The sequence below is a fragment of the Streptomyces sp. NPDC093089 genome, assembly GCF_044754405.1.
In the GTDB taxonomy this organism is placed as follows: domain Bacteria; phylum Actinomycetota; class Actinomycetes; order Streptomycetales; family Streptomycetaceae; genus Streptomyces.
The window spans coordinates 433,723-448,838 of sequence record NZ_JBIVPA010000003.1 but is presented as its reverse complement, the minus strand read 5'-3'; the positions used below and the strand labels follow the sequence as shown (position 1 = coordinate 448,838).

Sequence of the window (15,116 nt, the reverse complement as noted above, 5' to 3'; positions counted from 1 at the left end):
GGTCAGGGGGACGCCGGCGCCGGGTCAGGCGGTCCCGCAGGTCGGGTCGGCCACCGCGCTCACGGTGTACGGGGGCCGGCCCGGCGGCTGGTCCAGCTGGCTGTTGACCACGTAGAGGCGGCAGCGGTGCCGGGCGAGGGTGGTCGGGAGGGCGAAGGGCCCGTCCGTGAGGCGGTGGGTCACGGTGCCGGTCCGCAGTTCCTCGTCCAGCCGGGCGATGTAGACCCCGTGCGGGGCGCCGTAGTTGAGGACGGCGTAGAGGGTGCGGCCGTGGAGCACCATGCCGTCGGCGCCGAAGGACTGGTCGCCCAGGTCGAGTCGGGTGATCCCCTTGTCGCTCGTGTCGACGCGCCACACGGCCTCGGTGCCGTTGGACGCGACGAGGAGGGTGGTCCCCGACGCGTCGGCCACGATGCCGTTCAACAGCCAGTACCGCGCGGGGAACTGCGGGAACGCGGAGCGGACGTCGAGCCAGGGTTCGAGCGGGCCGATGCCGCCGTCGGCGCGGATCTCCGCGCGGTGGACGACGGGGTTGGCCCAGTCGGTGACGTACACCGCGTCGTCGGTCACGGCCAGGTCGTTGAGGTGGGGTGCGCCGAGCGGTCCGTCGGCGGCCGTGCGGGTGGCGAGGAGCCGGCCCTTGCGGTCGTGGACGGTCAGGGTGGCGCCGCCGACGGAGAGGATCCGGCCGCGCCGGTCGGTGTGGACACCGAGGGAACTGGGGCGGTCCTCCAGGCCGTTCGCGGGGAAGGGCGTCAGCTCGGGTCGGCCCACGCGGCCCCGGTGGAGCGCTCCGGTGCCGTCGGAGGACACGTACATGGTGCCGTCCCCGGTGATGGTGATCCCCTCGGGGAGCACGCCGGGTGCCCGGGAGACGACATAGGTGTCGGGCAGGTCCCGTGCGGCGGCGGGGCCGGGTGCGGTGGCGAGCGAGGCGAGGAGGACGGCTGCGGTGAGGCAGGCGGTACGGGCGGGTGTGCGGCGCATCGGTGCGGCCTCCGGTGGGGCTGGGTGGGGTGGACAACCGGAGCCTGCCGGGGCGTCAGGTCGAACGCATGGCCTTTCATCCCTGGGTGAAAGGGTCCCCCGGGCCGATAATCGGTCAGCATGATCCGCCTTCACTTCACTGCCGCCGATCTGCGCCGGATCACCCTCGCCCCGGCGGCCGACGCGCTGTCGGAGACCGTCCTCAGTCTGCGTCTGATCGCGCGCGTCGGGCGCGGGTGGGAGGGCGGCGGTCGTGGTGGGGCGCGGTTCCACCGGCCGCGCCCCTCCGCCCGTGAGTGGCAGCGGTCCCTGCGCCCCGGTGCGGCGGCCGGGGCCGGTGTGCTCGCCGAGCTGGTCACCGAGGACGGGTTCGTACCGGACTTCCTGCTCCAGCCGTCGGCGCACGACTTCGACGGCGCGCTGGAGTCGGCCGCCTCGACGCCCGCGGAGCGGCTGGCGCTCGACCTGGGGATACCGCGCGCCGAGGGCTGGAACGGGGGTCTGGCCAGGCCAGGCCGGTGGGCGCACGAGCTCGTCCAGGGGTCCCCGGCCGCGTCCCGCGCCCTGGTCGACGACACGCGTCGCCACTTCCGCACGTCGGTGGAACCGCTGTGGCCGCGGATCCGCGGCGACGCGCTGACGGACCGGGCACTGCGGGCCGAGATGCTGCTGCGCGGCGGTGTCGACGCCCTCCTGACGACCCTGGGCACGACGTGGCGCTGGGAGGCGCCGACGCTGCACCTGCCCTCCGCGTCGACGTACGACATCCCGCTGTGCGGGCGCGGGCTGCTGCTCGTCCCCTCGTGGTTCGCGACCGGACCGATGGTGATGTACCGCCCCGAGGAGCCGACCGTCCTGGTGTACCCCATGTACGACGGCTCCGCCGCGGGCCGGACCGACGGTCCCGGTGACCGGCCGGAGGCGCTGGCGGCCCTCCTCGGGCGCACCCGGGCCCAGGTCCTCGCGCTGCTGCGCTCCCCCGCGACGACGACGGCTCTCGCGGAGCGCGCCTCGGTCTCCCTGGCGGCGGCCAGCCAGCACGCGGGCGTGCTGCGGGGAGCGGGCCTGGTCGACACCGTGCGGACCGGGACGGCGGTGCTCCACAGCCTCACGCCGCTCGGCCATGCGCTCCTGGCCGGTGTCCGTCCGTAATTGACTTGCCCCGGACGGGTGTCGAGGTTGGACTGTGGCCGGGCACCGCGGAGCGCGGTGCCGTCGATTCGAGGAGGCGATGGCGGCCATGGAGATGCGCACGACGACGGACGAGGACTTCGGGGTCTTCGTCGACACCCTCCACGCCGCGTTCGGACGCTTCCCCGAGACCCCGGTCGACGGCGGTGGTCTGTGGTGGTCGGCGCTCGAAGCGGACCGCTGCGTGCTCGCCACCACGGCGGAGGGACGGCCCGTCGGCACCGCCGGCACCTACCCCTTCGAGCTCACGCTGCCCGGCGGGACCCTGGCGCCGGCCGCCGGGCTGACCGCCGTCGGCGTGCTCCCCTCGCACCGGCGCCAGGGAGTGCTGACCGCGATGCTGCGGCATCAGCTCGGGGAGCTGCGGGCCGGCGGCGAGTTCCTCTCCGTGCTCCTCGCCTCCGAGGCCCGGATCTACGGCAGGTTCGGCTACGGGCCGGCGACGTACACGGCGCGGCTGACGGTCTCGCGCCACCGGGCCGCGTTCGCCGCTCCCCGCGCCGGTGGCGCGCCGGGCGCGTCGGCGGCGGCCGGCTCGGTCGAGGTGCTGCGCAGTGCCGAGTGCGGCAAGATCCTGGAGGAGGTCTACGACCGGTACCGGCGGGCGCAGCCCGGTGCGCTGTCCCGGCCGCACCGGTGGTGGGAGTTGCGTGCGGGGCAGCCGCCGATCTCGCCGGTGCCGCGCTACGTCGCCGTCCACCGCGACGCCGACGGGATCCCGGACGGGTACGTCAGCTACGCGTTCGGCGAGGCCGACACCCTGAAGGTCGACGAGGTCATCGCGACCGACGACGCCGTGTTCACCGCCCTGGCCCGGTTCGTCCTGGAGCACGATCTGGTGTCCGAGGTCGTGTTCAAGCACGTCCCGCCCGGGCATCCGCTGCGCTGGCAGCTCGCGGACTTCCGCGCCGGCGAGGTCGGCGGCGACACCGACTGGCTCTGGGTGCGCCTGCTCGACGTGCCGCGCGCGCTGGCCGCGCGCGGCTGGTGCGCGGACGGCGAGCTCGTCCTCGACGTCGACGACCCGTTCCTCGGGGAGCACGGCCGCTACCTTCTGACCGTCCGGGACGGCCGGGCCGCGTGCGTCCCGACGGACCGGGACCCCGATCTGTCGCTGGACGTGCGGGACCTCGGCTCGCTGTACCTCGGCGGCACCACCCCGAGCACGCTCGTGCGCGCCGGCCACGTCCGGGCCCACCGACCCGGGGCGGTCGCCCTCGCCGACGCCCTGTTCCGCGCCGAACGCGCCCCGCACTGCCTCCACTGGTTCTGAGGGCGCGCGGACCGGCGCACGCCAACGGGTGGCGTCACCCGCGAGGATGAGGTCTGCCCGTTCCCGGTTGCGCTTGCGACGCCGGGGGTGCGGGGCATCGGAGAGTGGCGGACGACACTCGTCCTCTTCGAACAGGGAGTCAGATGGGCACGCGCCCGGTCCTTCGATGCCGTACCGCCCTCGCTGTCCTGGCGCTGACCTTCGCGACGGCGGCCGTGCCCGGCGCGCTGTCCCTGCCGGGGGCGGCGGCCTCGCCCGTCGCGCCGGCCTTCGACACGGAGCCCGCACGCGCGGCGCTCAAGCGCCTGCTGCCACTCCAGGCGGGGCAGTTCACCCTGGTCCCGGTCGAGGAGTCCGCGTCCGGCGCCTCGTTCTCGGTGTCCGGCGGGGCAGGGAAGATCCGGGTCCGGGGCACGTCGCCGGCCACGCTGCTCGCGGGGGTGGGCTGGTACCTGGAGCGGGTCGCGGGGGTCGACATCGGATGGCCGGGCGACAGCGCCGAGCGGCTCCCCGCCGTCCTGCCCGCGGTGCCCGGCACCCTCGCCCGGTCCGCGACCGTGCCCCACCGCTACGCGCTGAACGACACGGACGAGGGGTATTCCGGCGCCTACCGCGACTTCGAGGCGTACCAGCGCGACATCGACGTGATGGCGCTGCACGGCGTGAACGAGGTCTTCGTGCCGACCGGCGCCGAGTACGCCTCCTACCGGGCGCTGCAGGAGTTCGGTTACGACCCGGCGGAGTTGCGCGAGTGGATCCCCGGACCCGCCCATCAGGGCTGGTGGCTGCTGCAGAACCTGTCGGGGTACGGGGGGCCGGTGTCGGAGCGGTTGATCGAGGCGCGCGCGACACTGGGGAGCCGGATCACGAGGCACCTGCGGTCCTTGGGCATGACCCCGGTGCTGCCGGGCTTCTTCGGTACGGTGCCCCCGGGGTTCGCCGCCAGGAACCCGGGTGCGGTCACGGTCCCGCAGGGCCGGTGGGTGGGGTTCGACCGGCCTGACTGGCTGGATCCGACGGGGCCGGTCTTCGACCGGCTCGCCGCCGCGTACTACCGGGCCCAGACGCGGCGGTTCGGCGAGACCGACATGTTCAAGATGGACCTGCTGCACGAGGGCGGCACGGCGGGGACGGTCGACGTGGCGCGGGCCGCCGGGGCCGTCCAGAAGGCGCTGGACGCGGCGCACCCCGATGCCACATGGGTGATGCTCGGCTGGCAGCGGAACCCGAGCGCGGAGCTCCTGAGCGGCGTGGACCGCAGCCGGGTGCTGATCGTCGACGGCCTGTCCGACCGGTACGACGGTCTGGACCGCGAGACGGAGTGGGGCGGGACGGCGTACGCGTTCGGCTCGATCTCCAACTTCGGGGGTCACACCACCCTGGGGGCCAACACGGGCGTGTGGGCGAGCCGGTTCCACGCGTGGCTGTCGAAGCCCGACAGCGCGCTGCGCGGCATCGCGTACCTCCCCGAGGGCACCGGCGGGAACCCCGCCGCGTTCGACCTGTTCACCGAACTCGCCTGGCAGCCCGGCCCGCTCGACCACCGGGCCTGGTTCGCCGCCTACGCCGCCCGCCGCTACGGCGGCGCCGACCCGCACGCGGCCGCCGCGTGGGAGCAGCTGCGGATCGGCCCGTACAGCGGACCTTCCGGCACGTGGAGCGAACCGCAGGACAGCCTGTTCGCCGCGCGGCCGAGCCTGACGACGGCGAGGGCGGCGCGATGGAGCCCGTCCGGCATGCGCTACGACGCGGACACGGTGGAGCGCGCGCTCGCGGAGCTGCTCCGGGTGGCGCCCGAGCTGCGGACCACGGACGCGTACCGCTTCGACGTCGTGGACGTGGCACGGCAGGCGCTCACCAACCGGGCCCGCGTCCTGCTGCCGCGGATCAAGGCCGCCTACGAGGCCCGGGACCTCGAGACCTTCCGGACGCTGGTGGCCGAGTGGGGCGCCGACGAGGAGCTCCTCGCGCGGCTCGTCGGCGCGGACCGGAGGTTCCTCCTCGGGCCGTGGATCGCCGCCGCCCGCTCGTGGGGCGCGGACCCCGCCGAGCGCGACCGGCTGGAGTACGACGCCCGCTCGATCCTCACCACGTGGGGCGACCGGGTCCCGAGCGAGTCGGGCGGGCTGCACGACTACGCCAACCGCGAGTGGGACGGGCTGCTCCGCGACGTCTACGCGCCGCGCTGGGCGGCCTTCTTCGCCGGGCTGGACGAGGCCCTGGTGACCGGCACGGCGCCGGCGGCCGTCGACTGGTTCGCCGGTGACGACGCCTGGGCCCGTGGCCACCGGGCCTACCCGTCGGCTCCGACCGGCGACCCGGTCGCCCTGGCGGGCGAGGTGCACGCGGCCCTGGCGGTGGCGGACCGGGACGGGGGGTCCGGGGCGGCGGACGGGACGGACGGACCGTGCGGCGTGCGCGGGGCGCGTACGCCCGTGGTGATCCCGTGCGCGGGTCGGGGAGGCGCGTGGGCCGCCGAGGCCGACGGTCGTTGAGGCCGACGGTCGCTCCGCGCGTGCTGCGGCGTGGCGGGCCGGAGGCGCCGCGGGCGGGGCCTGATCCTGGCCGCGAGGGGGCCGAGCCGCTCCACGGTGTGCTCACCCGGCAGCGGGCGGCGGGTTCCCGGTTCGCCCGGCTCGCCCGCTGGTACGACGCGTGCCTGCTCCGGGTCGCGTGAAGGACCCGGCGGTATGGTCACGATTCGTGCGCGTGGTGACCATGACCGCCTCCCCCGCCGTACTGTTCCATTCGGCGGGGGCCGCGAAGGTGGTGGCGGCGGCCCTGCGCGAGTGACGCGGGCCACGTTGCGCGCGGGCGGTTGACCAGGGCCCGAATCGCGGCAGTGGGGCGTTAGCACGACGGCAGCGAGACGTCAGCGCGCCGCGGGAGGCTGGGAGGGACCATCGTGGCCGGTGTACGCCGGCCACGCACCAGCCGACCACGGGGGGCTTCACCATGCGTGCCGACGATCGAGCGAGAAGGACCGGCGCGGCCGCCGTGCCGGCGACACCCGGACCCGCGGCGGCACCCGGCCGCTCGGAACGCGCGCGGAAGAGCGGGTAGACGGCGTGCTGACCACAAGGGTGGCGGTGACCGTCCACGCCTCCGACCCGCTCAGCCGGGCCGGCCTCATCAGCCATCTGCGGCACCAGCCGTCCATCGACTTCGTGCCCGAGCAGCCGGACGGCGACCGCGACACCCCCGCCGTGGCCGTCATGCTCGCGGACCGGATCGACGAACCGACGACGGCGGAGCTGCGGCGGCTGCTGCGGGGCAGGGACCAGCGGGTGGTGCTCGTCGCCCGCGAGCTGCGCGAACCCGACCTCCTGTCGGTCGTCGAGTACGGCGTACGCGCCATCATCTGGCGCCATCAGGCGACCGAGCAGCGGCTGTTGAGCGCGGTGCACAGCGCGGCGCGCGGTGACGGCGAGCTCCCGCCGGACCTCGTGAGCCGGCTCCTCAACCAGGTCGGGCGGCTCCAGCGGGCGACGGCCGGCGGAACGGCCGCCGGCGGGGCGGTGCCGCTCTTCGGGATGGCGCCACGGGAGGTGGACGTGCTGCGGCTGCTCGCCGAGGGCCTCGACACCCGGCAGATCAGCGAGAAGCTCGCCTACTCCGAACGCACCGTCAAGAACATCCTGCACGCGCTGATGACCCGTCTCCAGCTCACCAACCGGGCGCATGCCGTCGCGTACGCGCTCCGCGAAGGCTACATCTGATGATCCACGAGATCGACGAGGCACTGCGCGGCCTGCTCGCGCCCGCCGTCACGGGCGACATCGCCTTCGACGCGCCGACCCGGGACTGGGCGGCCCGCCGCAACGCCCCGACCCTCAACGCCTATCTGTACGACATCCGGGAGGACGTGGCGCGGCGGGAGCGCGGTGCCCACGCCGAGCGCGACGGCCGCGGCATCGTGACGCGCCGCCGCCAGCCCGCGCGCTGGTTCCGGCTCTCGTACCTCGTGACGGCCTGGACCTCGCGCCCGGAGGACGAACACCGGCTCCTCTCCAGCGCGTTGGCGCTGCTCCTGCCCCACGAGGTGCTGCCCGCCGACACCGTGCCCGAGTCGGTGCGTCCGCTCACGACCGCCGTGCCGCTGTCCGTGGCCGTCCCGCCGGCGGAGTCGCGTTCGCTCGCGGACATCTGGTCGGCGCTCGGCGGCGAACTCAAGCCGTCGCTCGACGTCGTGATCACGACGCCGTTCCCGGTCACCCAGGTGTACGGGGTGGCTCCGCCGGTCACCGAGGCGGAGATCGTGGTCCGCGGGGCCGACGGGGTCCCGGGGGACGCCAGGCCGCGGATCGTGCGGCGCACGGTGGCCCCCGGTGGCCCCGCCGCGAAGGAAGGGGACGGGGCGTGAGCGACCTCGACGGGAGCCGCGACGGCGTCCTCGACGCGCTCGCCGCCCTGCGCGCCCGGGTCGCGGCGCTGGTGGACGCCCGCAGCGCGGGGGATCCGACGGCCGGAGACCCGCTGCGCGGCCTCTACGTCACCGCGGAGACGGCCCGCCGGATCGCGACGGAGCCGATGCCGCAGGCCGCCTCCGCCCCGGTGGACGGCGTGCCGCTGCCGGACGGCGGCGACACGGGCCGGCTCGGCGCGCTGGCACGGACCTTCGGGCTCTCCGCGCTCGACGCGCAGATCCTCGTGGCGGCGCTGGCCCCCGATGTGGACCGGGGGTTCGAGGCGTTGTACGGGTACCTCAACGACGACGTCGGACGGCGCCGCGCGACCGTGGCGCTGGCACTGGACCTCGCGGGCACCGGTGCCTCCGACGCGTCGGCCCGTGACCGGTTCCATCCGGCCGCCCCGCTGCGCTCCGGGGGCCTCCTCGACGTGGAGGACGAGGACCGGCCGCTGCCCGGGCGTGCGCTGCGCGTGCCGGAGCGGGTGGTGGCCCATCTCCTCGGCGACGACAGCCGACTGGACGCGGAACTCCTCGGAATCGGCGTGGAGTTGCTGCCCGCGGTCGGGGCTACGGAGGACGCGCCGCGTCTGCCGTCCTCGTCGCTCGGCGCACGCGTCGCCGCGGCCGGGCCCGTCACCGTCCATCTGCGGGAGCGCGTGCCGGGGGCCGCCGCCGACGCCGTGGTGACCGCCCTGCGGGACGCCGGGCGGCCCGTGCTGCGGTACCGGCCGGAGACGGCCGACCCGGCGGCGGGGCGCGCGCTGGTGCGCGAGGCCCGGTTGCGGGGGGCCGTCGTGGTCGTCGAGCCGCTGCCGTCGGGGCCGGGGCCGCTGGTGCGCGCCGTGGCGTCGCAGGGTGCGGCGGTCGTCCTGGCCGGCACCGAGGCTCCCGACCCGCGATGGGCGCCGGAAGCCGAGCTGCTGGCACTCGACGCGCCCGACGAGGCAGTGGGTCCCGGCGACCTGTGGCACCGTGAACTCGAAGGTTTCGAGCGTGACTTCGATCTGGACGAGGCGACCGCGCCGTACCGGCTCAGTGCCGACCAGGTCCGGCGGGCGGCGCGTTCGGCGCGGGCGCTCGCCTCGTTCGAGGGCACCGGACTCAGGCTGGCGCAGGTGCAGCGCAGCGCCCGGCTGGTCTCCGCGCCGCTGCTCGACAGTCACGCGCGGCGGATCAGGCCAGCCGTCGGCTTCGCCGATCTCGTCCTGCCCGAGGAACCCTTGGGGCTCCTGCACGAGCTGACCGCCAGGGCCCGGCACCGGGACCGGGTGCTCGGCGAGTGGCGGCTGCGCACCGGTGGCGGGCGCGGGCGCGGCGTCGTCGCGCTGTTCGCCGGCGAGTCCGGCACCGGCAAGACGCTGGGGGCCGAGGTCGTCGCGGGCGAACTGGGCCTCGACCTCTACGTGGTGGACCTGTCGTCGGTGGTCGACAAGTACGTCGGCGAGACCGAGAAGAACCTGGAGCGCATCTTCGCCGAGGTGGACCGCACGGACTGCGTGCTGCTCTTCGACGAGGCCGACGCGGTGTTCGGGAAGCGCTCGGAGGTGAAGAGCTCGCACGACCGCTACGCCAACCTGGAGAGCGCGTACCTGCTCCAGCGCCTGGAGGCGTTCGCGGGGATCGCGGTCCTCACCACCAACCTCCGGGCCAACATCGACGAGGCGTTCACGCGCCGGCTCGACCTGGTCGTGGAGTTCCCGTTCCCGGATCCCGGGCAGCGGGTCTCGCTCTGGCACTCCTGCCTGGCCGGCACGCCGAAGGCGGAGGGGGTGGCGGAGGAGATCGCCCGCTGCGCCGAGGAGTTCGAGCTCGCGGGCGGCGCGATCCGGTCGGCCGCGGTGACGGCCGGCTATCTGGCGGCGGCCCGCGGCTCGGCGGTGACCGGCGAGGACGTACGGGCGGGGGCGCGGCGCGAGTACCGGAAGGCGGGCCGCCTCGTGCCGGACGCGGCAACGCCTTGGGCGCCGTGACGGCGCGGGGGGCGACGCGAGGGACGCCGTGAGGGACGGAGGATGACGTCGACGGAGGGGGCCACCCGTGCGGGTGGCCCCCTCCGTCGTGCCGGTCGTCGGCGTCAGGCGGTCACATGACGCTGCCGCCGACCAACTTCTTCAGGGTCTCCCCGTCGACCGTGCCGGTCGCGGGCAGTCCGACGGCCCTCTGGTAGTCCTTGATGTGGGCGAGGACGTTGTCGTTGTACTTGCTGGTCTTCGACGTGTTGTTGCGGAAGTGGTCGATGCCGTACTGGGCGTTGAGGCGGCCCACCTGGAGGTCGTGGTCGTCGAACTCGCGGTTGTACGCCCACCAGAACGCCGCCATCAGCTGGGTGGTCTGCCAGGTCGTGCTGCCGTACTTCACCTGATCGACCCTGATGCCCTGGGACCACAGGGAGGTGAGGGTGGCCCGGCCGAGGGTGCCCTCGGCGTCCGTCTCGTAGAGCGCGGCGGAGTTCCTGCCGTTCTGGATCCCGTCGTTGTAGACGGTGCGCTGGTAGCAGACCAGGGAGGCCTTCGTCTGCGCGTCGATCACACCGCGGGTCCAGCCCGGCTTCAGGTCGCAGGCGTTGTCCAGGGCAGCGAGCCGCTCCTGGGCGTACTCGACGACGAGGTCCCTCGCGTCGCCCTGGCGCCACGGCGGGAGGGTCTTCGCGGTCGCGGGCGGTGCCGGGGGCTGCGCGCCGCCGTTGCCGGGGTCCGTCCCGCCCTCGGTGGGCGCGCCCGGGTTCTCGGCTCCGCCACCGCCGTCGGCCGGGCCGCCGCCCTGGTCGCCGCCCCCGTCGGCCGGCGGCGGACCGCCGTCCGCGAGCGGCGGGGGGCCGCCGGGCGTGGGTCCGCCGGGCGTCGGCCCGCCGCCCCCCTCGGACGGCGGGGGCGCCTGGGGCAGTTCGTCCCCGTCGCCCTGCGGCGCGGGCCTGGGCGCTCCGCTCGCCCGGATCTCCTTCGCGGCGCTGACGATCTTCGGCGAGAAGTTGAACCAGAGCACGACGAAGGCGATCACCGCGGTCAGCAGGAGCCCGCCGACCACCACCAGCCAGTTCCCGAAGACCGGGCGCTGGTCGAAGGTGGCGTCGAGGTCGAGCGCGGTGTCGTCGCCCGCCCGCCGGACGGCCACGGTGAACCGGTGCTGCTCCTCGGCACCGGTCCACCGCACGGCCTGCGGCCGCACCACGAGTTCGCCGAACGCGGCGCGCCCCGGTGCGATCTGCACGGCGTTCGGCCGTACGTCGAAGGTGAGCCGGTTCGCCTCGTCGCGCACCACGAGGGATGCCGTCAGCGGGGTGTTGCCCAGGTTGTCCACCGCGATCCGCGCCCGGCCTCGGAAGCGGCCGAACAGCGCGGGCGGCAGCACTTCCGCGCGCGTCTCCGTGAAGGGCGTGACGGTCAGCCGGCCCTCCAGCACGTCGCGGGCACCGGGGTTCTCGCGGGGGTCGACGCGCACGCCGTACGCGAGCGGTCCGGCCTCCACGTCCGAGGAGCGCGGCGGCGCGAACGAGATCTCGGCGGTCCCCTCGCTTCCCGGGTAGAGGCGGAGGACGTCCGGCTCCACCCGGGACCAGCCCGAGGGTTTCCCGACGAGGGAGAGCCGGTACTCCTCGACGGTGTCCCCGGTATTGCGCACCCGCAGGCGGGCGGAGGTCCGGGCCCCTGGCTCGACGGTCACATCGGCCGGGTCCAGAGAGGTCCACATGGTCATGAGCGCAGGTTAGGGGGACGGGGGTGGTGTCCGGCTGCCCGAAAGTCCCCGCTCGGGGGCAGCGCGGCCTGCCCCCGAGCCCGCGCGGGGCCGTTCGGTTCGGGCAGGGACCCCCGACGGGGCGCCCTGGGCCCCGCGGCCCGACGGCACACGCACGTGACGCTGCCCGTTCGTTCCCCTCGCGTTGCCCTTCCGTACCTCGTCCCCCGTCGGTGCGCCGTCGTGCGGGGAAGGCCCCGCCGTCCCGGGTGCAGAGGCGCGGACCCGTACGGGAGGAGGACGAGGGCAACGCGTCGACACGAGCACAGCACGGCCGGAGCCCGGCCCGCAAGACCCCGCCCTCGCTCCGGCACCCTGGAGCGCGGCTTCTCCACCCGCCGGACGAAGCGGCGCACGGCGGGCGGAGGGCGGGCTCGGGCGAGGGACTCCCCGGCCGACGCGGCGGTTACCGCGGGCGGGCGCCGCGCCCGGGCGTCGGCGGCGGCTGCCTCCGCGACCGGCCGCCACCGAAGGCCGCCGGCGCCGGCCGCCACCGACGACAGCTGCCCGCCCGGACGTCGCCGTCGGCCGCCTCCGCCGACGGCCGACTCCGGCCCCGCCCGCAACGGGCGCGGGTGGCGCCGACTCCGCCCGGCCCCGCCGCACCGGGCGTCGGGCCCGGGACTTTCGGGCACGCCGTCCTGCCCTCGTACCCGCCCCTTCACTCCTCCTGCCGCGCCCGGCCGCCGGGGGAGAGTCGACCGTGTCGGAGCGCCCTGCAGCGACGACGCCGACGCCTGTGCCTCAGCCGTGACCGCCGCGCCCCGGCGGACGCAGGCCGACCGACCCCACCAGCGAGGAGCAACCGACCGTGCCCACCTATCTGTCCCCCGGTGTCTACGTCGAGGAAGTCGCCAGCGGCTCCCGTCCCATCGAGGGCGTCGGCACCTCCGTCGCGGCGTTCGTCGGACTGTCGCCGACCGGGCCGCTGAACGAGCCGGTGCTGGTCACCAACTGGTCCCAGTACGTCGCGTCGTTCGGGGACTTCACGGACGGGTACTACCTCGCCCACTCCGTGTACGGGTTCTTCAACAACGGCGGCACCGCCGCGTACGTCGTACGGGTCGGCGGCGGGGACGCGGAGGGCGCCACGCGTGCCGTCGGCACGGCCGCCCCGGCCGTGCCGGAGCTCGTGGCCGGCGAGGCCGTCGCCCTGGGCACGTTCCGGGTCGCCGCCATCGCGGCCGGCACCGAGGCGGGCGGCGCGCTCACGGTCGAGGTGCAGGACGTGGAGGGCGAGGCCGAGCGCTTCAAGCTGGTCGTCAAGGACGGCGAGAAGGTCGTCGAGAGCTTCGACGCGTCGGCCAAGAAGAGCGCCCGCAACTACGTCGTCGCGCAGGTCAAGCAGCGCTCGAAGACCATCGTCCTGGAGGAGGCGGCGGCCGGGGCGCAGCTCGCCAGGCCCGACGCGCAGTCGGTGACGCTCGCCCCGCCCGCGCAGGTGCCCGCGCCGGCCGCGGCGCAGGCCGCCGGGTCCGCCGCGCTGGAGTCCGGGCAGTTCATCGGCGACTCCGCCGACCGCACCGGTTTCGGTGGCCTGGAGGCGTTCGACGAGATCAACATGGTGGCCGTGCCCGACCTGATGGCCGCCTACCAGCAGGGGCTGATCGACCTGGAGCAGGTCAAGGCCGTGCAGCTCGGTCTGATCGCGCACTGCGAGATGATGGGCGACCGGATGGCGATCCTCGACCCGCCGCCGTCGCTGAACGCGCGGGACATCCGCAAGTGGCGCCAGGAGATCGCCGGTTACGACTCGCGGTACGCGGCGCTCTACTACCCGTGGATCAAGGCGTTCGACCCGGCGAGCGGGCAGACGCGGACGGTTCCGCCGTCGGGTCACATGGCCGGCGTCTGGGCCCGCAACGACTCCGAGCGCGGTGTCCACAAGGCTCCCGCGAACGAGATCGTGCGCGGCGCGGTCGACCTGGAGCTCCAGATCACGCGCGGCGAGCAGGACCTGCTCAACCCGATCGGCGTGAACTGCATCCGGGCGTTCCCCGGCCGCGGCATCCGGGTGTGGGGCGCGCGGACCCTGGCGTCCGACCCGGCCTGGCGCTACCTGAACGTCCGGCGCTACTTCAACTACCTGGAGGAGTCGATCCTCGTCGGTACGCAGTGGGTCGTCTTCGAGCCCAACGACCAGTCGCTGTGGGCCCGTATCCGCCGCAACATCTCGGCCTTCCTCGTCAACGAGTGGCGGCAGGGCGCGCTGTTCGGCCAGCGTGCCGAGGACGCCTTCTACGTGAAGTGCGACGCGGAGACCAACCCGCCGGAGTCGGTCGACCTCGGCCGCGTGGTCTGCGAGATCGGCATCGCCCCGGTGAAGCCCGCCGAGTTCGTGGTCTTCCGGCTCGCGCAGTTCCAGGGCGGCGGCGGCGAGCTGGAGGAGTAGTCCTCCGCACCGCTCCTCCCTTCCACCCAGCCGAACCCCTCTCATGAACAGGAGTGACCCGCATGTCCCTCGACACCGGTGACGCCCTCACTACCCACAATTTCGGCCTGCAGATCGACGGCGTCATGGTCGAGACCCTCCAGGAGATCAGCGGCCTCTCGATGGAGCAGGACGTCATCGAGTTCCAGCAGGTCTCGGCGGACGGCAAGCCGATCATCAAGAAGCTCCCCGGCGTGAAGAAGGCCGGCGAGTGCACGGTGACCCGCGGTGCCACGCAGTCCGCCGCGTTCACCGAGTGGATCTCGTCGTCCATCGCGGGCGACATGGGCTCGGCCCGCAAGGACGCGTCGATCATCTTCCTGGACTACCAGCTCAGCGAGGTCAAGCGGTACAACCTGCGCAACGCCTGGTGCACCAAGGTCGAGCTGAGCGCGACCAAGGCCGGCGACGCCGCCGCCCTGACCGAGCAGGTCACCATCACCTTCGAAGAGCTGACGCTCGGCTGATGCGACGCGAGGGATCGGCGGGAGCGCGGCAGGACCGCGCGGAGGAGCCGCTGCGCACGGAGTTCGAGTTCGAGCTGCCCCGGGGCTTCGTCGACGAGGCGGGCACCGTGCACCGCAGTGGGGCGATGCGGCTGGCCACGGCCAGGGACGAGCTGCTCCCGCTCCGGGACATCCGGGTCCGCGAGAACCCGGCGTACCTGTCCGTGGTGCTGCTCGGCCGGGTGATCACCCGGCTCGGCACGCTCCCGTCGGTCCACGACGGGACGGTGGAGAACATGTTCGCCTCCGACCTGGCGTTCCTCCAGGACTTCTACCGGCAGATCAACGCGGAGGGCCACACCCGGGCCGCCGTCGCCTGCCCGCACTGCGAGCAGTCGTTCGAGGTCGAGCTGGCCGGGAGCCGCCTGGGGGAATCGTGACGTACGCGGCCGACCGGATCGAGGAGGAGACCGCGTACCTCGCCTTCCATTTCCACTGGGACATGGACGACATCCTCGATCTGGAGCACGCGGACCGGCGGAAGTACGTGGCGCAGGTCGCGTCGCTGGTGGAGCGGTCGCAGGCGTGACGGCATGACCGCGTGACGGCATGACGGCATGACGGCATGACTACGTGGCGGCAAGA

The 15,116-nt window shown here is 74.5% G+C and carries 12 protein-coding genes; 10 read left to right on the top strand and 2 right to left on the bottom strand.

The window, feature by feature from the left end; all coding sequences use genetic code 11:
* Nucleotides 1–24 precede the first annotated feature (24 nt).
* Nucleotides 25–987 (bottom strand): hypothetical protein, encoded by a 963-nt coding sequence (locus ACIQFX_RS08890; protein ID WP_402460266.1) that lies wholly within the window; start codon nucleotides 985–987, stop codon nucleotides 25–27.
* Nucleotides 988–1,107: 120 nt separating this feature from the next.
* Between ACIQFX_RS08890 and ACIQFX_RS08885 the strand changes: the two genes are divergently transcribed.
* From ACIQFX_RS08885 to ACIQFX_RS08860, 6 genes are all read left to right on the top strand, one after another.
* On the top strand, nucleotides 1,108–2,139 hold the full coding sequence (locus ACIQFX_RS08885; RefSeq protein WP_402460264.1) for a winged helix-turn-helix domain-containing protein: 1,032 nt from the start codon (nucleotides 1,108–1,110) through the stop codon (nucleotides 2,137–2,139).
* An 88-nt stretch (nucleotides 2,140–2,227) separates the two neighbouring features.
* A complete protein-coding gene (locus ACIQFX_RS08880) occupies nucleotides 2,228–3,451 on the top strand; it encodes a GNAT family N-acetyltransferase (protein ID WP_402460263.1) in 1,224 nt (407 codons plus the stop codon).
* Nucleotides 3,452–3,594: 143 nt separating this feature from the next.
* Nucleotides 3,595–5,946, top strand: coding sequence for an alpha-N-acetylglucosaminidase (locus tag ACIQFX_RS08875; RefSeq protein ID WP_402460261.1), 2,352 nt, complete (start codon nucleotides 3,595–3,597; stop codon nucleotides 5,944–5,946).
* Nucleotides 5,947–6,519: 573 nt separating this feature from the next.
* Nucleotides 6,520–7,170, top strand: a complete 651-nt coding sequence (locus ACIQFX_RS08870) for a LuxR C-terminal-related transcriptional regulator (protein WP_402460259.1) — start codon at nucleotides 6,520–6,522, stop codon at nucleotides 7,168–7,170.
* Nucleotides 7,170–7,814 (top strand): DUF4255 domain-containing protein, encoded by a 645-nt coding sequence (locus ACIQFX_RS08865; RefSeq protein WP_402460256.1) that lies wholly within the window; start codon nucleotides 7,170–7,172, stop codon nucleotides 7,812–7,814. The genes ACIQFX_RS08870 and ACIQFX_RS08865 overlap by 1 nt, the downstream gene beginning before the upstream one ends.
* On the top strand, nucleotides 7,811–9,832 hold the full coding sequence (locus tag ACIQFX_RS08860) for an AAA family ATPase (protein ID WP_402460255.1): 2,022 nt from the start codon (nucleotides 7,811–7,813) through the stop codon (nucleotides 9,830–9,832). Before ACIQFX_RS08865 ends, ACIQFX_RS08860 begins: the two co-directional genes overlap by 4 nt.
* Nucleotides 9,833–9,944: 112 nt before the next feature.
* On the opposite strand, the gene ACIQFX_RS08855 is transcribed toward ACIQFX_RS08860, so the two are convergent.
* Nucleotides 9,945–11,555, bottom strand: coding sequence for a peptidoglycan-binding protein (locus ACIQFX_RS08855; RefSeq protein ID WP_402460253.1), 1,611 nt, complete (start codon nucleotides 11,553–11,555; stop codon nucleotides 9,945–9,947).
* Nucleotides 11,556–12,405: 850 nt separating this feature from the next.
* Here ACIQFX_RS08855 and ACIQFX_RS08850 point away from each other — a divergent pair.
* The 4 genes from ACIQFX_RS08850 to ACIQFX_RS08835 all read left to right on the top strand — a co-directional run bounded on the left by ACIQFX_RS08850 (nucleotide 12,406) and on the right by ACIQFX_RS08835 (nucleotide 15,060).
* Nucleotides 12,406–13,986 carry a phage tail sheath subtilisin-like domain-containing protein gene (locus tag ACIQFX_RS08850; RefSeq protein ID WP_402460251.1) on the top strand — a complete coding sequence of 527 codons (1,581 nt, stop codon included), beginning with the start codon at nucleotides 12,406–12,408 and terminating at the stop codon, nucleotides 13,984–13,986.
* 62 nt (nucleotides 13,987–14,048) lie between these two features.
* Nucleotides 14,049–14,492, top strand: a complete 444-nt coding sequence (locus ACIQFX_RS08845) for a phage tail protein (RefSeq protein ID WP_017242133.1) — start codon at nucleotides 14,049–14,051, stop codon at nucleotides 14,490–14,492.
* Nucleotides 14,492–14,911, top strand: a complete 420-nt coding sequence (locus ACIQFX_RS08840) for a hypothetical protein (RefSeq protein WP_402460247.1) — start codon at nucleotides 14,492–14,494, stop codon at nucleotides 14,909–14,911. Before ACIQFX_RS08845 ends, ACIQFX_RS08840 begins: the two co-directional genes overlap by 1 nt.
* A complete protein-coding gene (locus ACIQFX_RS08835) occupies nucleotides 14,908–15,060 on the top strand; it encodes a DUF6760 family protein (RefSeq protein WP_402460245.1) in 153 nt (50 codons plus the stop codon). Before ACIQFX_RS08840 ends, ACIQFX_RS08835 begins: the two co-directional genes overlap by 4 nt.
* Nucleotides 15,061–15,116 lie beyond the last annotated feature (56 nt).

Coding starts and splice junctions, on each gene's coding strand:
- ACIQFX_RS08875 (WP_402460261.1), top strand. CDS start 3,595: ATGGGCACGCGCCCGGTCCTTCGATGCCGTACCGCCCTCGCTGTCCTG.
- ACIQFX_RS08840 (WP_402460247.1), top strand. CDS start 14,492: ATGCGACGCGAGGGATCGGCGGGAGCGCGGCAGGACCGCGCGGAGGAG.
- ACIQFX_RS08855 (WP_402460253.1), bottom strand. CDS start 11,555: ATGACCATGTGGACCTCTCTGGACCCGGCCGATGTGACCGTCGAGCCA.
- ACIQFX_RS08880 (WP_402460263.1), top strand. CDS start 2,228: ATGGAGATGCGCACGACGACGGACGAGGACTTCGGGGTCTTCGTCGAC.
- ACIQFX_RS08885 (WP_402460264.1), top strand. CDS start 1,108: ATGATCCGCCTTCACTTCACTGCCGCCGATCTGCGCCGGATCACCCTC.
- ACIQFX_RS08865 (WP_402460256.1), top strand. CDS start 7,170: ATGATCCACGAGATCGACGAGGCACTGCGCGGCCTGCTCGCGCCCGCC.
- ACIQFX_RS08890 (WP_402460266.1), bottom strand. CDS start 987: ATGCGCCGCACACCCGCCCGTACCGCCTGCCTCACCGCAGCCGTCCTC.
- ACIQFX_RS08845 (WP_017242133.1), top strand. CDS start 14,049: ATGTCCCTCGACACCGGTGACGCCCTCACTACCCACAATTTCGGCCTG.